The organism is Variovorax sp. 05N34, from assembly GCF_056397405.1.
Map to the genome: position 1 here is coordinate 220,201 of NZ_JBFTNI010000010.1, position 14,885 is coordinate 235,085.

Sequence of the window (14,885 nt, forward strand, 5' to 3'; positions counted from 1 at the left end):
GAGACTCAGCTTGGCCGATCAGGCCTTTTGGTTCTTGGTGGCGTAGTCGACGGCGTTCTGGACCGTCGTGATCTTTTCGGCGTCTTCGTCCGGGATCTCGATGCCGAATTCGTCTTCGAGCGCCATCACGAGTTCGACCGTGTCGAGCGAGTCTGCACCGAGGTCGGCGACGAATGCCTTTTCATTGGTGACTTGGGACTCTTCAACGCCGAGTTGTTCGGCAATGATTTTCTTGACACGTGCTTCGATATCGCTCATTTTGTTCCCTCTGAGGGTTGTAGGTAAACGGTGGATTTTAGCCGGCCGTATTGTGGCAATTGCCGCACAGCCGCTGGTGAAAAGTGTTGCGCCCGCAGCTTACATGTGCATGCCGCCATTCACGTGCAGTTCCTGCCCCGTGACGTAGCCGGCTTGCGGAGAGGCCATAAAGGCGACGGCATGCGCGATGTCGGCGGGCTTGCCCAAATGACCCAATGGAATCTGGGCGAGCAGCGCCTGCTGTTGCGCCTCCGGGAGACTGGCGGTCATATCGGTTTCGATGAAACCCGGAGCCACGCAATTGACGGTGATATTGCGGCTGCCGAGTTCGCGCGCCAAGGCTCGCGTCATTCCTGCAACGCCAGCCTTTGCAGCCGCATAGTTGGCTTGCCCCGCGTTGCCTGAAGCGCCGACCACGCTCGTGATATTGATGATTCGGCCATAGCGCTGCTTCATCATGGGCCGCATGACCGCACGCGAAAGGCGGAAAACGGCCTTCAGATTGGTGTCCAGCACGGCATCCCAGTCAGCGTCCTTCAGCCTCATGGCGAGCGTGTCTCGGGTAATGCCGGCATTGTTGACCAGTACGTGGATGGCGCCGTAAACCTTGACGATCTCATCGATCAGCGCCTCGACCGCCGGGCCGTCGTTGACGTCCAGTGCACAGCCGCGGCCACCATGCGCGCTCAGCGCCGCAGTGATCTTGGCCGCACCTTCTTCGGTGGTGCCTGTGCCAATGACCTTGAGCCCGCGCTGCGCCAGTTCGGCCGCGATCGCGGCGCCGATTCCGCGCGACGCGCCGGTAACCAGCGCGACCTGTCCTTCGAATTTGGGTGTACTCATGAAAAACCTTCGGGCTCAAGCGCCGAGCAATTGCCGCGTTTCGGCGAGCGTCGCCGGGTCGTAGACCGATGCCGCCGAAATTTCGGGCTCGATTCGCTTTGCCATGCCCGCAAGCACCTTGCCTGGCCCGCACTCGACAATGACCTCCACGCCGCGTTCCTTCAAGGCACGCACAGTCTCGACCCATCGCACCGGGCCCGCTGCCTGACGCACCAAAGCATCGCGAATGAATTCGGGATCGGACGTCACGCTCACGTCGATGTTGTTGATCACCGGAATGCGCGGGGCCACAAGCACCACCGACGCCAGCCGCTCACGCAACGCCTCTGCGGCAGGTTTCATCAGGCTTGAATGAAAGGGCGCCGACACTGGCAAAGGAAGCGCCCGCTTTGCACCGCTCGCCTTCAATACCTCGCACGCCTTGTCGACGGCAGCCTTGCTGCCTGCAATCACGGTCTGCTGCGGATCATTGAAATTCACCGCTTCGACGACTTCTGCGCTGGCAGCCCCGAACGCTCGGGTCACCTCGGCGCAACCTGCCTTGACCTTCTCTGCATCCATGCCAAGGATGGCCGCCATTGCACCGACGCCGATGGGCACGGCCTGCTGCATCGCCTGAGCACGGAAGCGCACCAACGGTGCAGCTTCGGCCAACGTCAAGGCCCCTGACGCGACCAGTGCGGAGTATTCACCCAGCGAATGGCCAGCGACGACAGACGGCAGATCGCCGCCCTCTGCAATCCAGGCGCGCCACGCCGCCACTCCGGCGACCAGCATCACAGGCTGCGTGTTCGTCGTGAGGGCCAGCGACTCCTTCGGACCTTCGTTGATGAGACGGCCGATGTCCTGGTCGAGAGCGTCGGAAGCCTCACGCAAGGTTTCAGTCACTGCAGGGTGATCACCCCAAGCGTCGAGCATCCCAACAGCTTGGGAACCTTGCCCAGGGAAGACAAAAGCGAAAGTTTTCATTGTTCGTGGTGATTCAGCGGGGGCTCGGTCGGGGAAACCAGCTTGTCAATAGTTGAGCAACACCGCGCCCCATGTGAAACCGCCGCCAACGCCCTCGAGCATCAAGGTATCACCCTTCTTCACCTTGCCGCTTCGAACAGCATGGTCGAGCGCCAGCGGTATGGAGGCTGCCGAAGTATTGCCGTGCTCGTCAACGGTGACGATCAGCTTTTCACGAGGCAACTTCAGTTTCTTTGCTGTGCCTTCCATGATGCGGATGTTCGCCTGGTGCGGGATCAGCCAATCGATGTCGTTGTCCGACTTGCCGGCCTTCTGCAAGGCAGCGCGAGCCGCGTCTTCCAGCACGCGCACGGCGAGCTTGAAAACCGCTTGCCCGTCCATGTGAAGCAATGGCGTGCCCAGGACCGAGCCGCCCGACACATGACCCGGAACGCACAGGATGCCCACATGCTTGCCATCGGCGTGCAGATCGCTTGAAAGTATTCCCGGTTCGTCGCTGGCCTCGAGAATGACAGCCCCAGCGCCGTCGCCGAAGAGCACGCACGTGGTGCGATCGTTGAAATCAAGAATGCGAGAGAACACTTCCGCGCCGACGACGAGCGCACATTTGGCACTTCCCGTCCGAATCATCGCGTCTGCGACCGTCAACGCATACACAAATCCGCTGCATACCGCCTGAACGTCGAAGGCCGGACATCCGGCAATGCCCAACTTGTTCTGAAGAATGGCTGCCGAGGAAGGGAACACCATGTCGGGTGTGGAGGTCGCGACGATGATCAGGTCGATGTCCGCTGCACTGCGTCGGGCAGACTCCAGCGCATGCTTTGCGGCTTCCAGGGCCAGATCGCTGCTCGCCACGTCGGGAGCCGCGAAATGCCGAGCCCGGATACCGGTCCTCTCGATGATCCATTGGTCAGAAGTCTCGACGCCCCGGGTGGCCAGGTCTCTGGCGAGATCGTCGTTCGTGACACGGCGAGGTGGCAGGTAACTGCCAGTGCCTGTAATGCGGGAGAAAGGAGTCATCAATCGTGGAGCGCCGCGGCGGCGGCCGGCGCCGCCGAATTCTGACGCGCAAGCAATGGCGCGGCGTGGGCGATGCGAGCCCGCACGCGATCGAGCAGGTTGTTGCGAGCGGCATCATAAGCGCGATCAAGCGCGTGCCCGAAGGCCACTTCATCGGCAGAGCCATGGCTCTTGAAGACGAGGCCGCGCAGGCCGAGCAATGCTGCGCCGTTGTACCTGCGGTGGTCAAGCCGCTTTTTGAGCGCTTTTAGGACCGGATAGGACACGATCGCGGCAAATTTGCTGAATAGCCCATTGGTGTATTCGATCCGCAGAAAGTCCACGATCATCGAGGCAACGCCCTCGGTTGCCTTCAGCGTGACGTTGCCGACAAAGCCGTCGCAGACGACGATGTCGGTGGTCCCTTTGAAAATATCGTTGCCCTCCACGTTTCCGTAGAAGTTCAGATCCTGCGAGTTGGCAGCCTTGCGTAGCAGCTGACTAGCTCTTTTGATAGTTTCGCTGCCTTTAATGGCTTCTTCGCCAACATTGAGGAGCCCCACGGACGGGGCCTCGTTGCCAGTCAGCGCCGACACCAGCGCAGATCCCAACACCGCAAACTGCAGCAGATCTTCGGCGTCGCAGTCGACATTGGCACCGAGATCCAGCACTGTTGTTGCGCCGCCCTTGCTGTTGGGCAACTGCGGAGCAATCGCAGGGCGATCAATCCCGTCCAGTGTCTTCAGCAAGTACCTCGCGATCGCCATGAGAGCGCCCGTGTTCCCGGCAGAGATGGCGGCTTGCGCCACACCATCCTTGACTTGCTGGATGGCGACTCGCATGGACGAGTCTTTTTTCTTTCGCAGTGCCACCTCGACAKGATCGTCCATGCCGATCACTTCGCGAGCGGGAATCACCGTCGCCCGAGGGTGCGAAAAATTTGCAAGTGCGTCAGGCATTCCCACAAGAAGCAGCGATGCTTCCGAGTGACGCTCTAGAAATGCTCGACATGCCGGGAGGGTGACCCGCGGACCATGGTCGCCGCCCATGCAGTCAACAGCAAGCGTGATCACGGGCGACGCTGAAACGAGTGCAGGCGGTGTGGGCATCAAAACAAAGGCCCGACGCTACGGGAAAAGTAGCTTCGGGCCCTGGCCTTGAGGAGAAGTTAGGCTTCAGATTTGGTCTTGAGCACCTTGCGGCCGCGATAAAAACCGTTGGGGCTGATGTGGTGACGCAGATGCGTTTCGCCGGTGGTTGGCTCGACGGCAATGCCGGGCACGCCCAGCGCGTTGTGCGAACGATGCATGCCGCGCTTCGACGGCGACTTCTTGTTTTGCTGGACGGCCATACTGGCTCCTGGAAGTATTCGGGTGAGTTGGTGTGCATGCGGGGCGGCGATAACGCTTTGAAGCACTAGCGGCGGCGCGCGCGAAGCCCGTGAGTATAGCCCAACGCGACACCACACGCCAAATGGAAGTGTTGCGGCCTATTTTGTCTTGTCGGAACGCAATGCGCCAAGGGCAGCGAACGGGTTGGGCCGCTCTGCCTCTGCTGCCTCGAAGTCGGGGTCCACGGCGGAGAGTCGCATCGGCTCAGGACAAACCTCGTGCCGCGGCGTGACGGGGATTTCCATCAGAAGTTCGTCTTCAATGAGCTCGTGAAGGTTGAAGTCACGACTCGCCACGAGCACGTCCTCTTCCGCCTCCTCATCTTCCGCCGCGGCGGTCGCTTCGTCGGCGGCAAAACGAAACCAGCGGTCGATATGCAGCGTCACCTCGACAGGCGCAAGGCAACGTTGGCATACCAGCTGAACCCGAACTTCCGCGGTCAGGTGTAGCCACGGCACGTTGGCGCCTTCCGGCCCGTTGCGGGTCTGGCCGGCGGCTTCCCATCGAACGGTCAAATCGTCAGCGGGGGCCGCCAACTCGGCGCGCAGGCGTTCGTAGTTCTGGAGGGGCTCGTTTGCGGAAAGGACTGCAGCAGATGCGGCGAAGCCATTCACGTCGAGCCGGCTGGGGGCAAATTCTCTCGTCATCCGCGCCAGTCTAAACCGCTCGCGCACAATCATGACCATGCAACGCCAAGTGATTCTTGCCTCGACATCGCGCTATCGCCGGGAACTCATGCTCCGACTGCGCCTGCCTTTTGACATTCAGGCGCCTGAAGTTGATGAAACTGCAATGGAAAGCGAAACGCCAGCCGCGCTCGCCGATCGACTGGCACTCGAAAAAGCAAAAGCGGTCGCGCGCCTTTTCCCCGAAGCGATCGTGATTGGATCCGACCAAGTGGCCGACCTGCACGGCGAGCCCCTTGGAAAACCTGGGGACCACGCACGTGCTACAGCCCAATTGCGGCGAATGCGCGGCCAAACCCTGATCTTTCAGACGGCAGTCGCGGTTGTTTGCCAAAGCACCAGCTTCACCCAGCGCGACCTTGCGCCGGTAAAGGTAACTTTTCGCGACTTGAGTGACGCAGCCATCGAGGCTTACTTGAACGCGGAGCAACCCTACGACTGCGCCGGTAGTGCCAAGAGTGAAGGCTTGGGCATCGCATTGCTCGATGCCATCGAAAGCGATGATCCAACCGCCCTCATCGGCCTGCCGCTGATTCGAACAGCCAGGATGCTGCGCGCGGCAGGAGTCGACCTGCTGTGAATATCGAGGCCTACGGAAAGCTGTACCTCGTGCCGGCACCGCTGGACTTCGGGTGTGACGAGCAACTGGATCTTCAAGCCACAGTGCCACGTGGCACCCTACAAGCGGCCGCCCAGATCACGCACTGGATCTGCGAGAACGCGAAGTCGGCTCGGGCCTACCTCAAGCGGATCGACGCCATCTTGCCGCTCGCGGCCCCGCTCCAAGCTCTGCAGATCCAGGAATTGCCGCGCGAAGTGCACAAGAAAGGCGACCACGGCGGCCAGTTCGATGCCGGCCCTCTTCTTTCCGCTGCGCTCGAAGGGCACGACGTTGGCCTGCTCAGCGAAGCAGGCATGCCCGCCGTCGCGGATCCGGGATCGTCCGTAGCGAGGGCAGCGCATGAGTTGGGCATCGCGGTCGTTCCGCTGACCGGTCCTGTATCTCTGCTGCTCGCGCTGGCAGCGAGCGGGCTCAATGGTCAGAACTTCGCTTTTGTTGGGTATCTCCCGCAGGACACCGAGGCGCGAATCCGGCGCATACGCGAGCTCGAAGCGCTTGCCCTGAAGACCGGCCAGACGCAGCTTTTCATCGAAACCCCCTATCGCAATGCCGTGATGCTGCAGGCGTTGACGCAGACGCTCCAGCACAACACCCGCCTGGCCGTCGCGAGCGGGCTCACCCTGGGGTCTTCGCACGTTCGCAGCGAAACGGTCAAAGCCTGGCGCGCGCGTCCTCGGCTGGCGGAAGAGCGTGCGCCGGCGGTATTCGCCATCGGCCGCTGACCACCCCGCCGACGCCATGACGGTCGTTTCCGCAAGCATGCGCTGGGCTTCGCGAGCGCAGTTCTTCTGTTCAGGATTTGTCTTTGCGACGTGGGGAGTCCACATCCCCACCGTGAAAGCGCACTACGGCGTCGATGAAGCGCAATTGGGGCTCGCGCTGCTCGCGGCAGGAGTGGGGGCGCTCCTGGGCCTGACGCAGGCGAGTCGATGGATCGGCCGCTACGGCGCGGCTCGTGTGGCGGGCGTTTGCGGTTCGATATATGCGCTGCTGCTGGCAGGTTTGTTGATCGCGCCAGGCTATGCCGCGCTGCTCGTCCTACTCGCTGCATTCGGTATCGCCACGAGCGTCTTCGACGTGGCAATCAATACCGAGGCAGCGCAACTCGAGCTTCGAGGCGGCAAACCGTTGATGAGCGGCATGCACGGCATGTTCAGCCTCGGCGGCATGGTTGGCGCTACCACGGGCAGTGCGGCCATTGCAGCGGGGATGGCCGCGCACCACCATCTGTTGCTCGTCGCGGCGGCGATGGCGCTCACCGTCTCACTGTCCGCGCGGCGGATGCTCCCGAAAGAGGCAACGGCGTCCGCCAGCGCGGCCGAAGGCTTCCGGATGCCTCGCGGCACTCTCGCGGTACTCGGGGTGCTGGCGGCGCTCGGACTGATTGCCGAAGGCGCCATTTACGACTGGAGCGTCCTCTATCTTCAGCAGGAATTGGGCAGCCCGCAGCAGCAAGCCGCCCTCGCCTATGCGAGTTTTTCCGCGGCAATGGCTCTGACCCGCTTCGGCGGCGATGCCCTGCGCGCGCGCTTTGCGCCGGACGTGCTCCTGCGCGGCAGCGCGCTGCTCGCCGCCTTGTCGATGACGCTGGTGCTGATCACGGACACGCCCTGGATGGCCCTGATCGGATTCGCAGGTGTTGGCGTCGGCTTCGCCAATGTGGTGCCGATTCTTTTTGCGGCCGCTGCGCGCGTGCCGGACGTCGATCCGGCACAAGGCATCGCCGCGGTATCGGCCGTGGCCTACCTCGGCTTCATGTCAGGGCCGCCGGTGATCGGCTTCCTTGCGCAGCTCAGCAGTCTGACGGCCGCGCTGTACGTCGTGGTGGTCTTTGCCGCCGGACTCGCCGCGTCGGCGCGCCGCGCCAATTCAGAGTAGCCCGCTCAATTCAGCGCAAAGCAGGCGCGGCGTGCAGGGCTCGCACCGAGGCGTCGCCGAGGGCTGCACCAAATTTCTTCGCAAGCTTCTCGGCGACGTTGTCGCGACGCGTGTAGTCGATGACTTCTTCAGCTTTGATCACCTCGCGGGCCACATAGTCGACATTGCCGAGCTGATCGGCGAGCCCTAGTTCGATCGCCTGCTGGCCACTCCAGAACAGACCGCTGAACAAGCCGGGAGTGTCCAATTTGAGCCGATTGCCGCGGCCGGTCTTGACCACGTCGATGAACTGCGCGTGGATCTGATCCAGCATTTGCTGCGCGTGCGCACGCTGGGCGTCATTCATCGGGCTGAATGGATCCAGGAAGCCCTTGTTTTCGCCCGCGGTCAGAAGCCTGCGTTCCACGCCGACCTTGTCCATGAGGCCGGTAAATCCGAAACCGTCCATCAGCACACCGATGCTTCCGACAATGCTGGCCTTGTCGACGAAAACCTTGTCGGTTGCGGCGGCAATGTAGTAAGCGGCGGAAGCACAGGTCTCCTCGACAACGGCGTAGATCGGCTTTTTGTACTTGGCGCGCATACGCTTGATTTCGTCGTTGATGATGCCGGCCTGCACCGGACTGCCGCCGGGCGAGTTGATCAGCAGCACAATGCCCTTTGCGCCGTCGTCTTCGAACGCCGTCTTCATAGCCGCGACCACGAATTCAGCGCTCGCATCCGCGCCCGCCGCGATTTCGCCCTTGATTTCAACCACAGCGGTATGCGCGGTCGTCTTGGCGGCTGTTGGCGTCGCGCGCGAAACGGCAAACCACGCCAGGAAGATGAAGAACGCCAGCCACGCGAGCCGAACGAATATCTTCCAACGGCGGCTGGCTCGTTGTTCGCGCAAGGCAGCAAAGGCCAGCTTTTCAAGGGTCGCGCGCTCCCAGCCGGCTTGCTGCGTCGGGTCGTTCTTTGACATGATCGTTGGGTTAGGGCCGGGCGCAGTGCGCTCGAGAGGCTCGAAACCCTCGGGCTCCTTGCGGGTGGAATCTGTCATTTCAGAAGACGAGAGGTTGGAGGTTCCAGTCAGTATGCCAGTGGACAACGCCGTCATGCTCGCTCAACGCGATCTTCACCAGCCCGCCACGGCAAGGGCCCCCGGCACATTCCCCTGTGTCGGGCTTGTAGACGGCACCATGGGTTGCGCACAGCAGCCACTGCCCGGAGTCGTCGAAAAAGCGATCGGGCTGGAAGTCCAACTCCATCGCGACGTGGCTGCAGCGGTTCAGAAAGGCATATGGCCGGCCTTCGAATCGGATCGCAAAGGCGCGGCATGCTTGCCCGCCATGCACCACATCGAACGGCACGCCACGCCCGCCCTCGACCAGATCAGCGGCATTGCAAAGAGGAATGCACTCGCTCATGCGCGAATTGTCACGCGTTCCCAAGAAGCCAGTCGGTCAAACCAGAGACTGAATGCGCCACATGCAGCGGAGACAAGGCGTCGAACTCATGGGGTTTGTGGGCTCCGTAGCTGACGCCGACACTCGCACAGCCGGCGTTGATCGCGAGTTGCAGATCGTGCGTGGTGTCCCCGATCATGAGGGTTCGTTCGGGGCACGCATCGAGCTCTTCCATCAGTTCGAGCAACATCCGGGGATGCGGCTTTCCGAAGGTCTCGTCGGCCGTGCGAGAAGCATCGAACCGATCGCGCAAAGCAACTGTAGCCAGCGCCTCATTCAGTCCGCGGCGCGATTTGCCGGTTGCGACGGCGAGCATGTAGCCGCGCGCCCGAAGCGCATCGAGCATCGGCAGAACGCCGTCGAACAACACAAGATCGTCCTGATGCTGAAGATAGTGATAACGATAGCGCGCACCCAGTTCGGCGTACTTTTCCTTCGGTACGTCCGGGGCGGCTCGAGCGAGCGCTTCGGCAAGGCCGAGGCCAATCACCCAGGCGGCGTCGTTTTCGCTCGGCTTGGCACCGCCGACGTCGACCACCGCCGCCTGAATGCACCGAACGATGAGGCGGGTCGAGTCGTAAAGTGTCCCGTCCCAGTCAAAAGCAATCAGATCGAAACGGCGTGGGCGGCTATCAGTCATGTGGAATCGTCGAGGAATGGGTCGCGAGCACTTCAAGTGCAGCTTGGGGCATCAACGCGTGCAGTTCAGGCGGCAGATTGGCCCGAAGCTCCATGCGTTCATTGGTCGCTGGATGGGTGAATTGCAAGAGCCACGCATGCAGAAACATGCGTTTGAGGCCGATTTTCTGGAGGGCTCGATTGCGCTCGAAATCGCCGTATTTGTCGTCGCCCGCGATCGCGTGACCTGCCGATGCAAGATGCACTCGGATCTGGTGCGTTCTGCCAGTCTTGATGGTGACCGACAGCAGTGATACAGGCGCAGTGTCTCCCTTCAGGGTGAAGCTGGAAAGCACCTTCACCAAGGTGACCGCCCGCATGGCGTCCGGGTGGTCCTTGGCGACGACCCGCACGCGCCGCTCTCCTGCATCAGAGGTGCCGTCAGCACCCGGCAACAAATACTTGGCAAGGGACGCGTCAAGTACCTTCTTGTTGGCCGGCCAACTTCCTTCGACCAGCGCGAGATAGGTCTTGCCGGTCTCGCGCTCGCGGAACTGGTTTTGCAGCGCGGTCAATGCGCTGCGCTTCTTGGCGACCAGGAGGATGCCCGACGTTTCCCGGTCGAGCCGATGCACGAGTTCCAGAAATCGGGCGGCAGGCCGCGCCCTGCGCAATTGCTCGATGACCCCAAAGCTCACGCCGCTGCCGCCATGAACCGCCACGCCCGCAGGCTTGTCGATGGCGACCAACGCATCGTCTTCATGGATCACAGGGAATTCACGGGCGGGCGCTGGCGCAGATGCGCCCTCCTCTGACCGAGGTGATACGCGGACCGGAGGAAGACGCAAGACGTCACCGGAGGCCAGGCGAGTCTCGGCCTGCACGCGCCCCTTGTTGATGCGCACCTCTCCCGACCGGATGATCCGATAGACGTGGGTCTTCGGTACGCCCTTGAGTTGGCGGAAAAGGAAGTTATCCAACCGCTGCCCGGCAGACTCTTCGTCGACCGTCAGAAAGCGAACTTCGGTCGCCGCGGGGCTCGGCTTCGCACCTATAATGTTTTTCACCAGCGCGGCCATGTAAGTGCTTGATTAATCAGAAGTTTAGAGCACTGCAAGCGGCGCTGTGAGGTCGATGCCGCTTTGATGTCGAGTTCGCAAGCCACGCGCAAACGCGCAAGGCGGCGGGCACTGCACCCGAGTCAAGCCGACGCCCACGAAACACCGATACGGAATACCCCAGCCGGCAGGCTCATAGCTGCCGGCGGATCGAAGCGAGTACCTTGTGTTGATGCTATTGGTTCAACTTGTCCTGCGTTGGCTGATGCCGACGAGTTCGGGCATTGAGCCGCCAGCTGTGCGCGCCACCATTGCGCCAGTCGCCGTTGACAACACGGCGAGTCAACATCACGTCGGGCTCGCGCCCATCCATGCGCCCCCACCCTGGCCGGCATCGAGTTGACTCTCGATGCGGCTGCTCGCGCTCGCGCGGCAGCCACCATCTGCCAGGGCTTAGCGGCAATTCCTTCGTTTCGCGACGCGTCGTCCGTGCATCGTTAGGTCCGTCATGGACCGGTAGAACGAGACGAAACATACAGAAGGACAACGCATCATGAAACGGATGCTGATCAACGCCACGCAGGCCGAAGAGCGCCGCTTGGCCATTGTCGACGGGCAAAAGCTCCTCGACTACGAAATCGAAATCGAAGGACGCGAACAGCGCAAGGGCAACATCTACAAGGCCGTGGTAACGCGCGTCGAGCCGTCGCTTGAAGCCTGCTTTGTCGACTACGGCGAAGACCGCCACGGCTTCCTGCCGTTCAAGGAAATCTCAAAACAATATTTCGCCGAAGGCGTGTCGGCAAGCCAGGCTCGCATTCAGGACGCCATCAAGGAAGGCCAGGAACTGGTCGTCCAGGTCGAGAAGGAAGAGCGCGGCAACAAGGGTGCGGCGCTGACGACCTTCATTTCGCTGGCCGGACGCTATGTCGTCCTGATGCCGAACAACCCCCGCGGCGGTGGCGTGAGCCGGCGAATCGAGGGCGACGACCGCGCCGAATTGAAGGAGGCGATGGACCAGCTCGAATACCCCAAGGGGATGAGCATCATCGCGCGCACGGCAGGCATCGGGCGCTCGGCCCCAGAGCTGCAGTGGGACCTGAACTACCTGCTGAAGCTCTGGACCGCCATCGATGGCGCAGCCCAGGGCGGCAAGGGCGCCTTCCTGATCTACCAGGAATCGTCTCTCGTGATCCGCGCCATTCGCGACTACTTCAATCACGACATCGGCGACATCCTGATCGACACCGACGACATCTACGACCAAGCGCAGCAGTTCATGGCGCATGTGATGCCGGAGCATGCGTCGCGCGTGAAGCGCTATCGCGACGATGCGGCCCTTTTCAGCCGGTTCCAGATTGAGCACCAGATCGAATCGGCCTATGCCCGGACCGTGCAGCTCCCGAGCGGCGGCGCAATCGTCATCGATCACACCGAAGCACTCGTGTCGGTCGACGTCAACTCGGCACGCGCCATCAAGGGCGGCGACATCGAAGAAACCGCCACTCGAACCAACCTCGAGGCTGCCGACGAAGTGGCGCGCCAGATGCGCTTGCGGGATCTGGGCGGGCTGATCGTGATCGACTTTATCGACATGGACGAGTCCAAGAACCGCCGCGAAGTCGAAAGCCGCCTGCGGGACGCGTTGCGACAAGACCGTGCACGCGTTCAGTTCGGTTCGATCAGCAAGTTCGGACTGATGGAAATGAGCCGCCAGCGGCTGAAGCCGGCGCTCAGCGAAGGCTCCTCCATCCCCTGCCCGCGATGCGGCGGTTCCGGCCACATTCGCGACACGGAGTCGAGCGCTCTGCAGATCCTTCGAATCATTCAAGAAGAATCGATGAAGGACAACACCGCGGCCGTCCACGTGCAGGTTCCGGTCGAGGTTGCCTCGTTCCTCCTGAATGAAAAGCGCCCGGAGATCGCCAAGATCGAACTCAAGCAGCGCGTGACCGTGCTGATGGTGCCCAGCAAGACGCTCGAAACGCCCAACTACAAGCTGGAGCGGCTCAAGCACGACGATCCGCGCCTCGACCACATCGAAGCAAGCTACAAGATGGCAGACGAGGTCGAGGACCCAACTTCGGTGACCCGTCGATCGCAGGAGCCCACCAACAGGCAGACGCCGGTGATCAAGGGCGTCCTGCCCGATGCGCCGGCGCCTGTGATGGCACCGAAGCCGGAAGCCGCTCGCCCTCCAGTCGCGACGCCGGCAGCTGCAAGCCAAGCGCCGGCGGCCCCGGCGCCAGTCAAATCGGCGGAATCCGGACTCTTTGGCTGGATCAAGAGCCTTTTCGGTGCTGCTCCGGTTGCCGCCCCCGCTCCCGCCGCCATTCCAGTCGAAGCTCCGAAACCTCGCAAGGAAGGCCGCACGGCTCGAGACGGCGAAGCTCCACGCACCGCTCGAGACGGCGAACAGCGTCGCGGGCGCGGCGAAGGCCGCAACGGTCGCGAGGGTGAACGTCGCGGTGGTCGCTCCGGCGAGCGCCGCGAGGGGGAACGCCGCGAAGGCGAACGTCGCGAAGGACGCAACGAAGCGCGCAACGACAACCAGACCCGGGAACCGCGAGAAGCACGGCCCGTCCGCGACGGAGAACGCCGCGGTCGCGGCGAACGACGCGAAGGCGATGCACGCCAACAGCCGATCGAGGCGGCGGATGTTCAATTCGACGCGCAGGCAATGGCCTCGACCAGCCCTCCGGACAACTCCGCAGCGCCCTCCGAACGCACTCCGCGCGCTCGCGGCGAGCGCAGAGACCGTACGGGTGAACGTGGCGAACGTGGCGAACGCAGCGTCGAAGCCACCCGCGACACGAGCCTCAATGCGGAAGCGACGCCGAATGCTGGACAAGCCGAGCGCGGCGGGCGGAATGCTCGGGAAGAGCGCGCACCCCGCGGCGATCGCGGTGATCGCGGCGAAGGACGTCGGGAACGGCGCAACGAGAGCGTCGCACAAGCCGGGGAGATTTCTACTCCGGAACAGCAGCCGATGCTTGATCGCGACGCTGTTGCGGCGACGGACGGCCATGAGGACCGCGGCCAGGAAGCGGAACTTGCACCGCGCCGCGAAGGCGACGAGCGCCGCGGGCGTTCCCGTGATCGCTACGGCCGCGACCGTCGCGACCGCGCACCGCGCGAAGAGACCGATGCGGCTGCTCCGCTGACGGCTCCAGCCATCGCAACGGCCATGGCGACGCCGGCGGCCACGGAAGGCGATCATCTCCGGGAAGTGTCGGCGCCGGCTCGCAAAGAACCCGCGCTGGCCGTCGCGGCAGCGCCGATCGTAGTCGAGCCTCGCGTGTCTGCCCGCGCACTTCCGAAGGTCCAGCCATTCGTCCTGCCTCTGGACGAACTGGCGCAGGTCGCCGAAGGATCGGGCTTGCATTGGGTCAATTCGGATGCAGAGCGGGTTGCGCAGGTCAGGGCTGCCATAGCGGCAGAGCCGAAGCCGGCACACATTCCCCGCCCACGGCCGCCGGCGATCGTCATCGATGAAGGCCCGCTGGTCTTGGTCGAAACTCGCAAGGACCTGGCCGGAATGGTGTTGCCCTTCGAGAAGGCCACGCAAGACACGGGCGCTCACCCCTGAACTGGGGAGGCTCGCCCTCCGTCTCGATCAAAGGGAGGCTTGTCCTCCCTTTTTTTTTTGTCTTGTGGGCGGCGAGGCGCAGAAAAAGCGGGGACCGCCCTCATCGCCAGACTCCGCCGACACGAGTGTCCGCCAAATGCTGGCACGCGGCGTCCTTCACCTGACCATCATTACGACCACCGCGCCCCGAGGGGCCGCGGCGCGGCTCGCTATTTCCTCTCACGGGAGCTCCAGCTCCCATCCGAAACGGCCTTCCCGAGTCATTCCTGAGGCCGCATCGCCCAAACGACTCCCGTTGGGATTTCTTCACGTTTCGCCAAACGGCGTATGTAAACAACACCTTTTCCTACAGCCTCGTTAACAATTTGTCATACCAAAGGACTACACTGTCACCGAGCATGTTGCGATGCACCAAGCATCCGAACGCTTCCCTTTACAGAGGGGAAGCCTAGGCCGTTTGGCGGAAGATGTACGGCTTTTGTTGACACGACAGCGGCAGCAGCATATGTTCAAATTCTTGCCG

15 protein-coding genes are annotated in these 14,885 nt (G+C 62.5%); 4 read left to right on the forward strand and 11 right to left on the reverse strand.

The genetic code is table 11. The features are described from left to right. Positions 1-18: 18 nt before the first annotated feature. The 7 genes from acpP to AC1DMA_RS25510 form a co-directional block, all read right to left on the reverse strand. Complete coding sequence (gene acpP, locus AC1DMA_RS25480) at positions 19-258, reverse strand: acyl carrier protein (RefSeq protein WP_007830471.1); 240 nt, start codon at positions 256-258, stop codon at positions 19-21. Between the two features lie 99 nt (positions 259-357). Beyond that, positions 358-1,101, reverse strand: coding sequence for a 3-oxoacyl-ACP reductase FabG (fabG, locus tag AC1DMA_RS25485; protein ID WP_478127312.1), 744 nt, complete (start codon positions 1,099-1,101; stop codon positions 358-360). A gap of 15 nt (positions 1,102-1,116) precedes the next feature. Continuing rightward, positions 1,117-2,070, reverse strand: a complete 954-nt coding sequence (gene fabD / locus AC1DMA_RS25490) for an ACP S-malonyltransferase (protein ID WP_478127313.1) — start codon at positions 2,068-2,070, stop codon at positions 1,117-1,119. A 45-nt stretch (positions 2,071-2,115) separates the two neighbouring features. Continuing rightward, entirely contained in the window at positions 2,116-3,093 is a 978-nt protein-coding gene (locus AC1DMA_RS25495; protein WP_478127314.1) for a beta-ketoacyl-ACP synthase III, read from the reverse strand. After that, positions 3,093-4,145, reverse strand: a complete 1,053-nt coding sequence (gene plsX, locus AC1DMA_RS25500) for a phosphate acyltransferase PlsX (protein WP_478145859.1) — start codon at positions 4,143-4,145, stop codon at positions 3,093-3,095. The genes AC1DMA_RS25495 and plsX overlap by 1 nt, the downstream gene beginning before the upstream one ends. A 95-nt stretch (positions 4,146-4,240) precedes the next feature. After that, positions 4,241-4,423, reverse strand: coding sequence for a 50S ribosomal protein L32 (gene rpmF, locus AC1DMA_RS25505; protein WP_028248601.1), 183 nt, complete (start codon positions 4,421-4,423; stop codon positions 4,241-4,243). A 138-nt stretch (positions 4,424-4,561) separates the two neighbouring features. After that, the gene (locus tag AC1DMA_RS25510; protein WP_478127371.1) at positions 4,562-5,110 is read right to left on the reverse strand and encodes a YceD family protein; all 549 of its coding nucleotides are present in this window, start codon (positions 5,108-5,110) and stop codon (positions 4,562-4,564) included. A gap of 37 nt (positions 5,111-5,147) precedes the next feature. Here AC1DMA_RS25510 and AC1DMA_RS25515 point away from each other — a divergent pair, with 37 nt between their 5' ends. From AC1DMA_RS25515 to AC1DMA_RS25525, 3 genes are read left to right on the forward strand one after another with little or no spacing between them, the layout of a single operon-like run. Next, positions 5,148-5,729 carry a Maf family protein gene (locus AC1DMA_RS25515; protein WP_478127372.1) on the forward strand — a complete coding sequence of 194 codons (582 nt, stop codon included), beginning with the start codon at positions 5,148-5,150 and terminating at the stop codon, positions 5,727-5,729. Continuing rightward, complete coding sequence (locus AC1DMA_RS25520; protein ID WP_478127316.1) at positions 5,726-6,493, forward strand: SAM-dependent methyltransferase; 768 nt, start codon at positions 5,726-5,728, stop codon at positions 6,491-6,493. The genes AC1DMA_RS25515 and AC1DMA_RS25520 overlap by 4 nt, the downstream gene beginning before the upstream one ends. A 16-nt stretch (positions 6,494-6,509) precedes the next feature. Continuing rightward, entirely contained in the window at positions 6,510-7,649 is a 1,140-nt protein-coding gene (locus tag AC1DMA_RS25525) for an MFS transporter (protein WP_478127317.1), read from the forward strand. Between the two features lie 10 nt (positions 7,650-7,659). On the opposite strand, the gene AC1DMA_RS25530 is transcribed toward AC1DMA_RS25525, so the two are convergent. From AC1DMA_RS25530 to AC1DMA_RS25545, 4 genes are read right to left on the reverse strand one after another with little or no spacing between them, the layout of a single operon-like run. After that, positions 7,660-8,691 (reverse strand): S49 family peptidase, encoded by a 1,032-nt coding sequence (locus AC1DMA_RS25530; protein ID WP_478145886.1) that lies wholly within the window; start codon positions 8,689-8,691, stop codon positions 7,660-7,662. Position 8,692: 1 nt separating this feature from the next. Then, positions 8,693-9,058: a Rieske (2Fe-2S) protein gene (locus AC1DMA_RS25535; RefSeq protein WP_478127318.1), complete on the reverse strand. Its 366-nt coding sequence runs from the start codon at positions 9,056-9,058 to the stop codon at positions 8,693-8,695. A 10-nt stretch (positions 9,059-9,068) separates the two neighbouring features. Beyond that, positions 9,069-9,737 (reverse strand): HAD-IIIA family hydrolase, encoded by a 669-nt coding sequence (locus AC1DMA_RS25540; protein ID WP_478127319.1) that lies wholly within the window; start codon positions 9,735-9,737, stop codon positions 9,069-9,071. Beyond that, positions 9,730-10,782, reverse strand: coding sequence for an RluA family pseudouridine synthase (locus AC1DMA_RS25545; RefSeq protein WP_478127320.1), 1,053 nt, complete (start codon positions 10,780-10,782; stop codon positions 9,730-9,732). Before AC1DMA_RS25545 ends, AC1DMA_RS25540 begins: the two co-directional genes overlap by 8 nt. A 544-nt stretch (positions 10,783-11,326) precedes the next feature. Here AC1DMA_RS25545 and AC1DMA_RS25550 point away from each other — a divergent pair. After that, positions 11,327-14,362 (forward strand): Rne/Rng family ribonuclease, encoded by a 3,036-nt coding sequence (locus AC1DMA_RS25550; protein ID WP_478145860.1) that lies wholly within the window; start codon positions 11,327-11,329, stop codon positions 14,360-14,362. The last annotated feature ends 523 nt before the right edge of the window (positions 14,363-14,885 follow it).

Coding starts and splice junctions, on each gene's coding strand:
- acpP (WP_007830471.1), bottom strand. CDS start 258: ATGAGCGATATCGAAGCACGTGTCAAGAAAATCATTGCCGAACAACTC.
- fabG (WP_478127312.1), bottom strand. CDS start 1,101: ATGAGTACACCCAAATTCGAAGGACAGGTCGCGCTGGTTACCGGCGCG.
- fabD (WP_478127313.1), bottom strand. CDS start 2,070: ATGAAAACTTTCGCTTTTGTCTTCCCTGGGCAAGGTTCCCAAGCTGTT.
- AC1DMA_RS25495 (WP_478127314.1), bottom strand. CDS start 3,093: ATGACTCCTTTCTCCCGCATTACAGGCACTGGCAGTTACCTGCCACCT.
- rpmF (WP_028248601.1), bottom strand. CDS start 4,423: ATGGCCGTCCAGCAAAACAAGAAGTCGCCGTCGAAGCGCGGCATGCAT.
- AC1DMA_RS25510 (WP_478127371.1), bottom strand. CDS start 5,110: ATGACGAGAGAATTTGCCCCCAGCCGGCTCGACGTGAATGGCTTCGCC.
- AC1DMA_RS25515 (WP_478127372.1), top strand. CDS start 5,148: ATGCAACGCCAAGTGATTCTTGCCTCGACATCGCGCTATCGCCGGGAA.
- AC1DMA_RS25525 (WP_478127317.1), top strand. CDS start 6,510: ATGACGGTCGTTTCCGCAAGCATGCGCTGGGCTTCGCGAGCGCAGTTC.
- AC1DMA_RS25530 (WP_478145886.1), bottom strand. CDS start 8,691: ATGACAGATTCCACCCGCAAGGAGCCCGAGGGTTTCGAGCCTCTCGAG.
- AC1DMA_RS25535 (WP_478127318.1), bottom strand. CDS start 9,058: ATGAGCGAGTGCATTCCTCTTTGCAATGCCGCTGATCTGGTCGAGGGC.
- AC1DMA_RS25540 (WP_478127319.1), bottom strand. CDS start 9,737: ATGACTGATAGCCGCCCACGCCGTTTCGATCTGATTGCTTTTGACTGG.
- AC1DMA_RS25550 (WP_478145860.1), top strand. CDS start 11,327: ATGAAACGGATGCTGATCAACGCCACGCAGGCCGAAGAGCGCCGCTTG.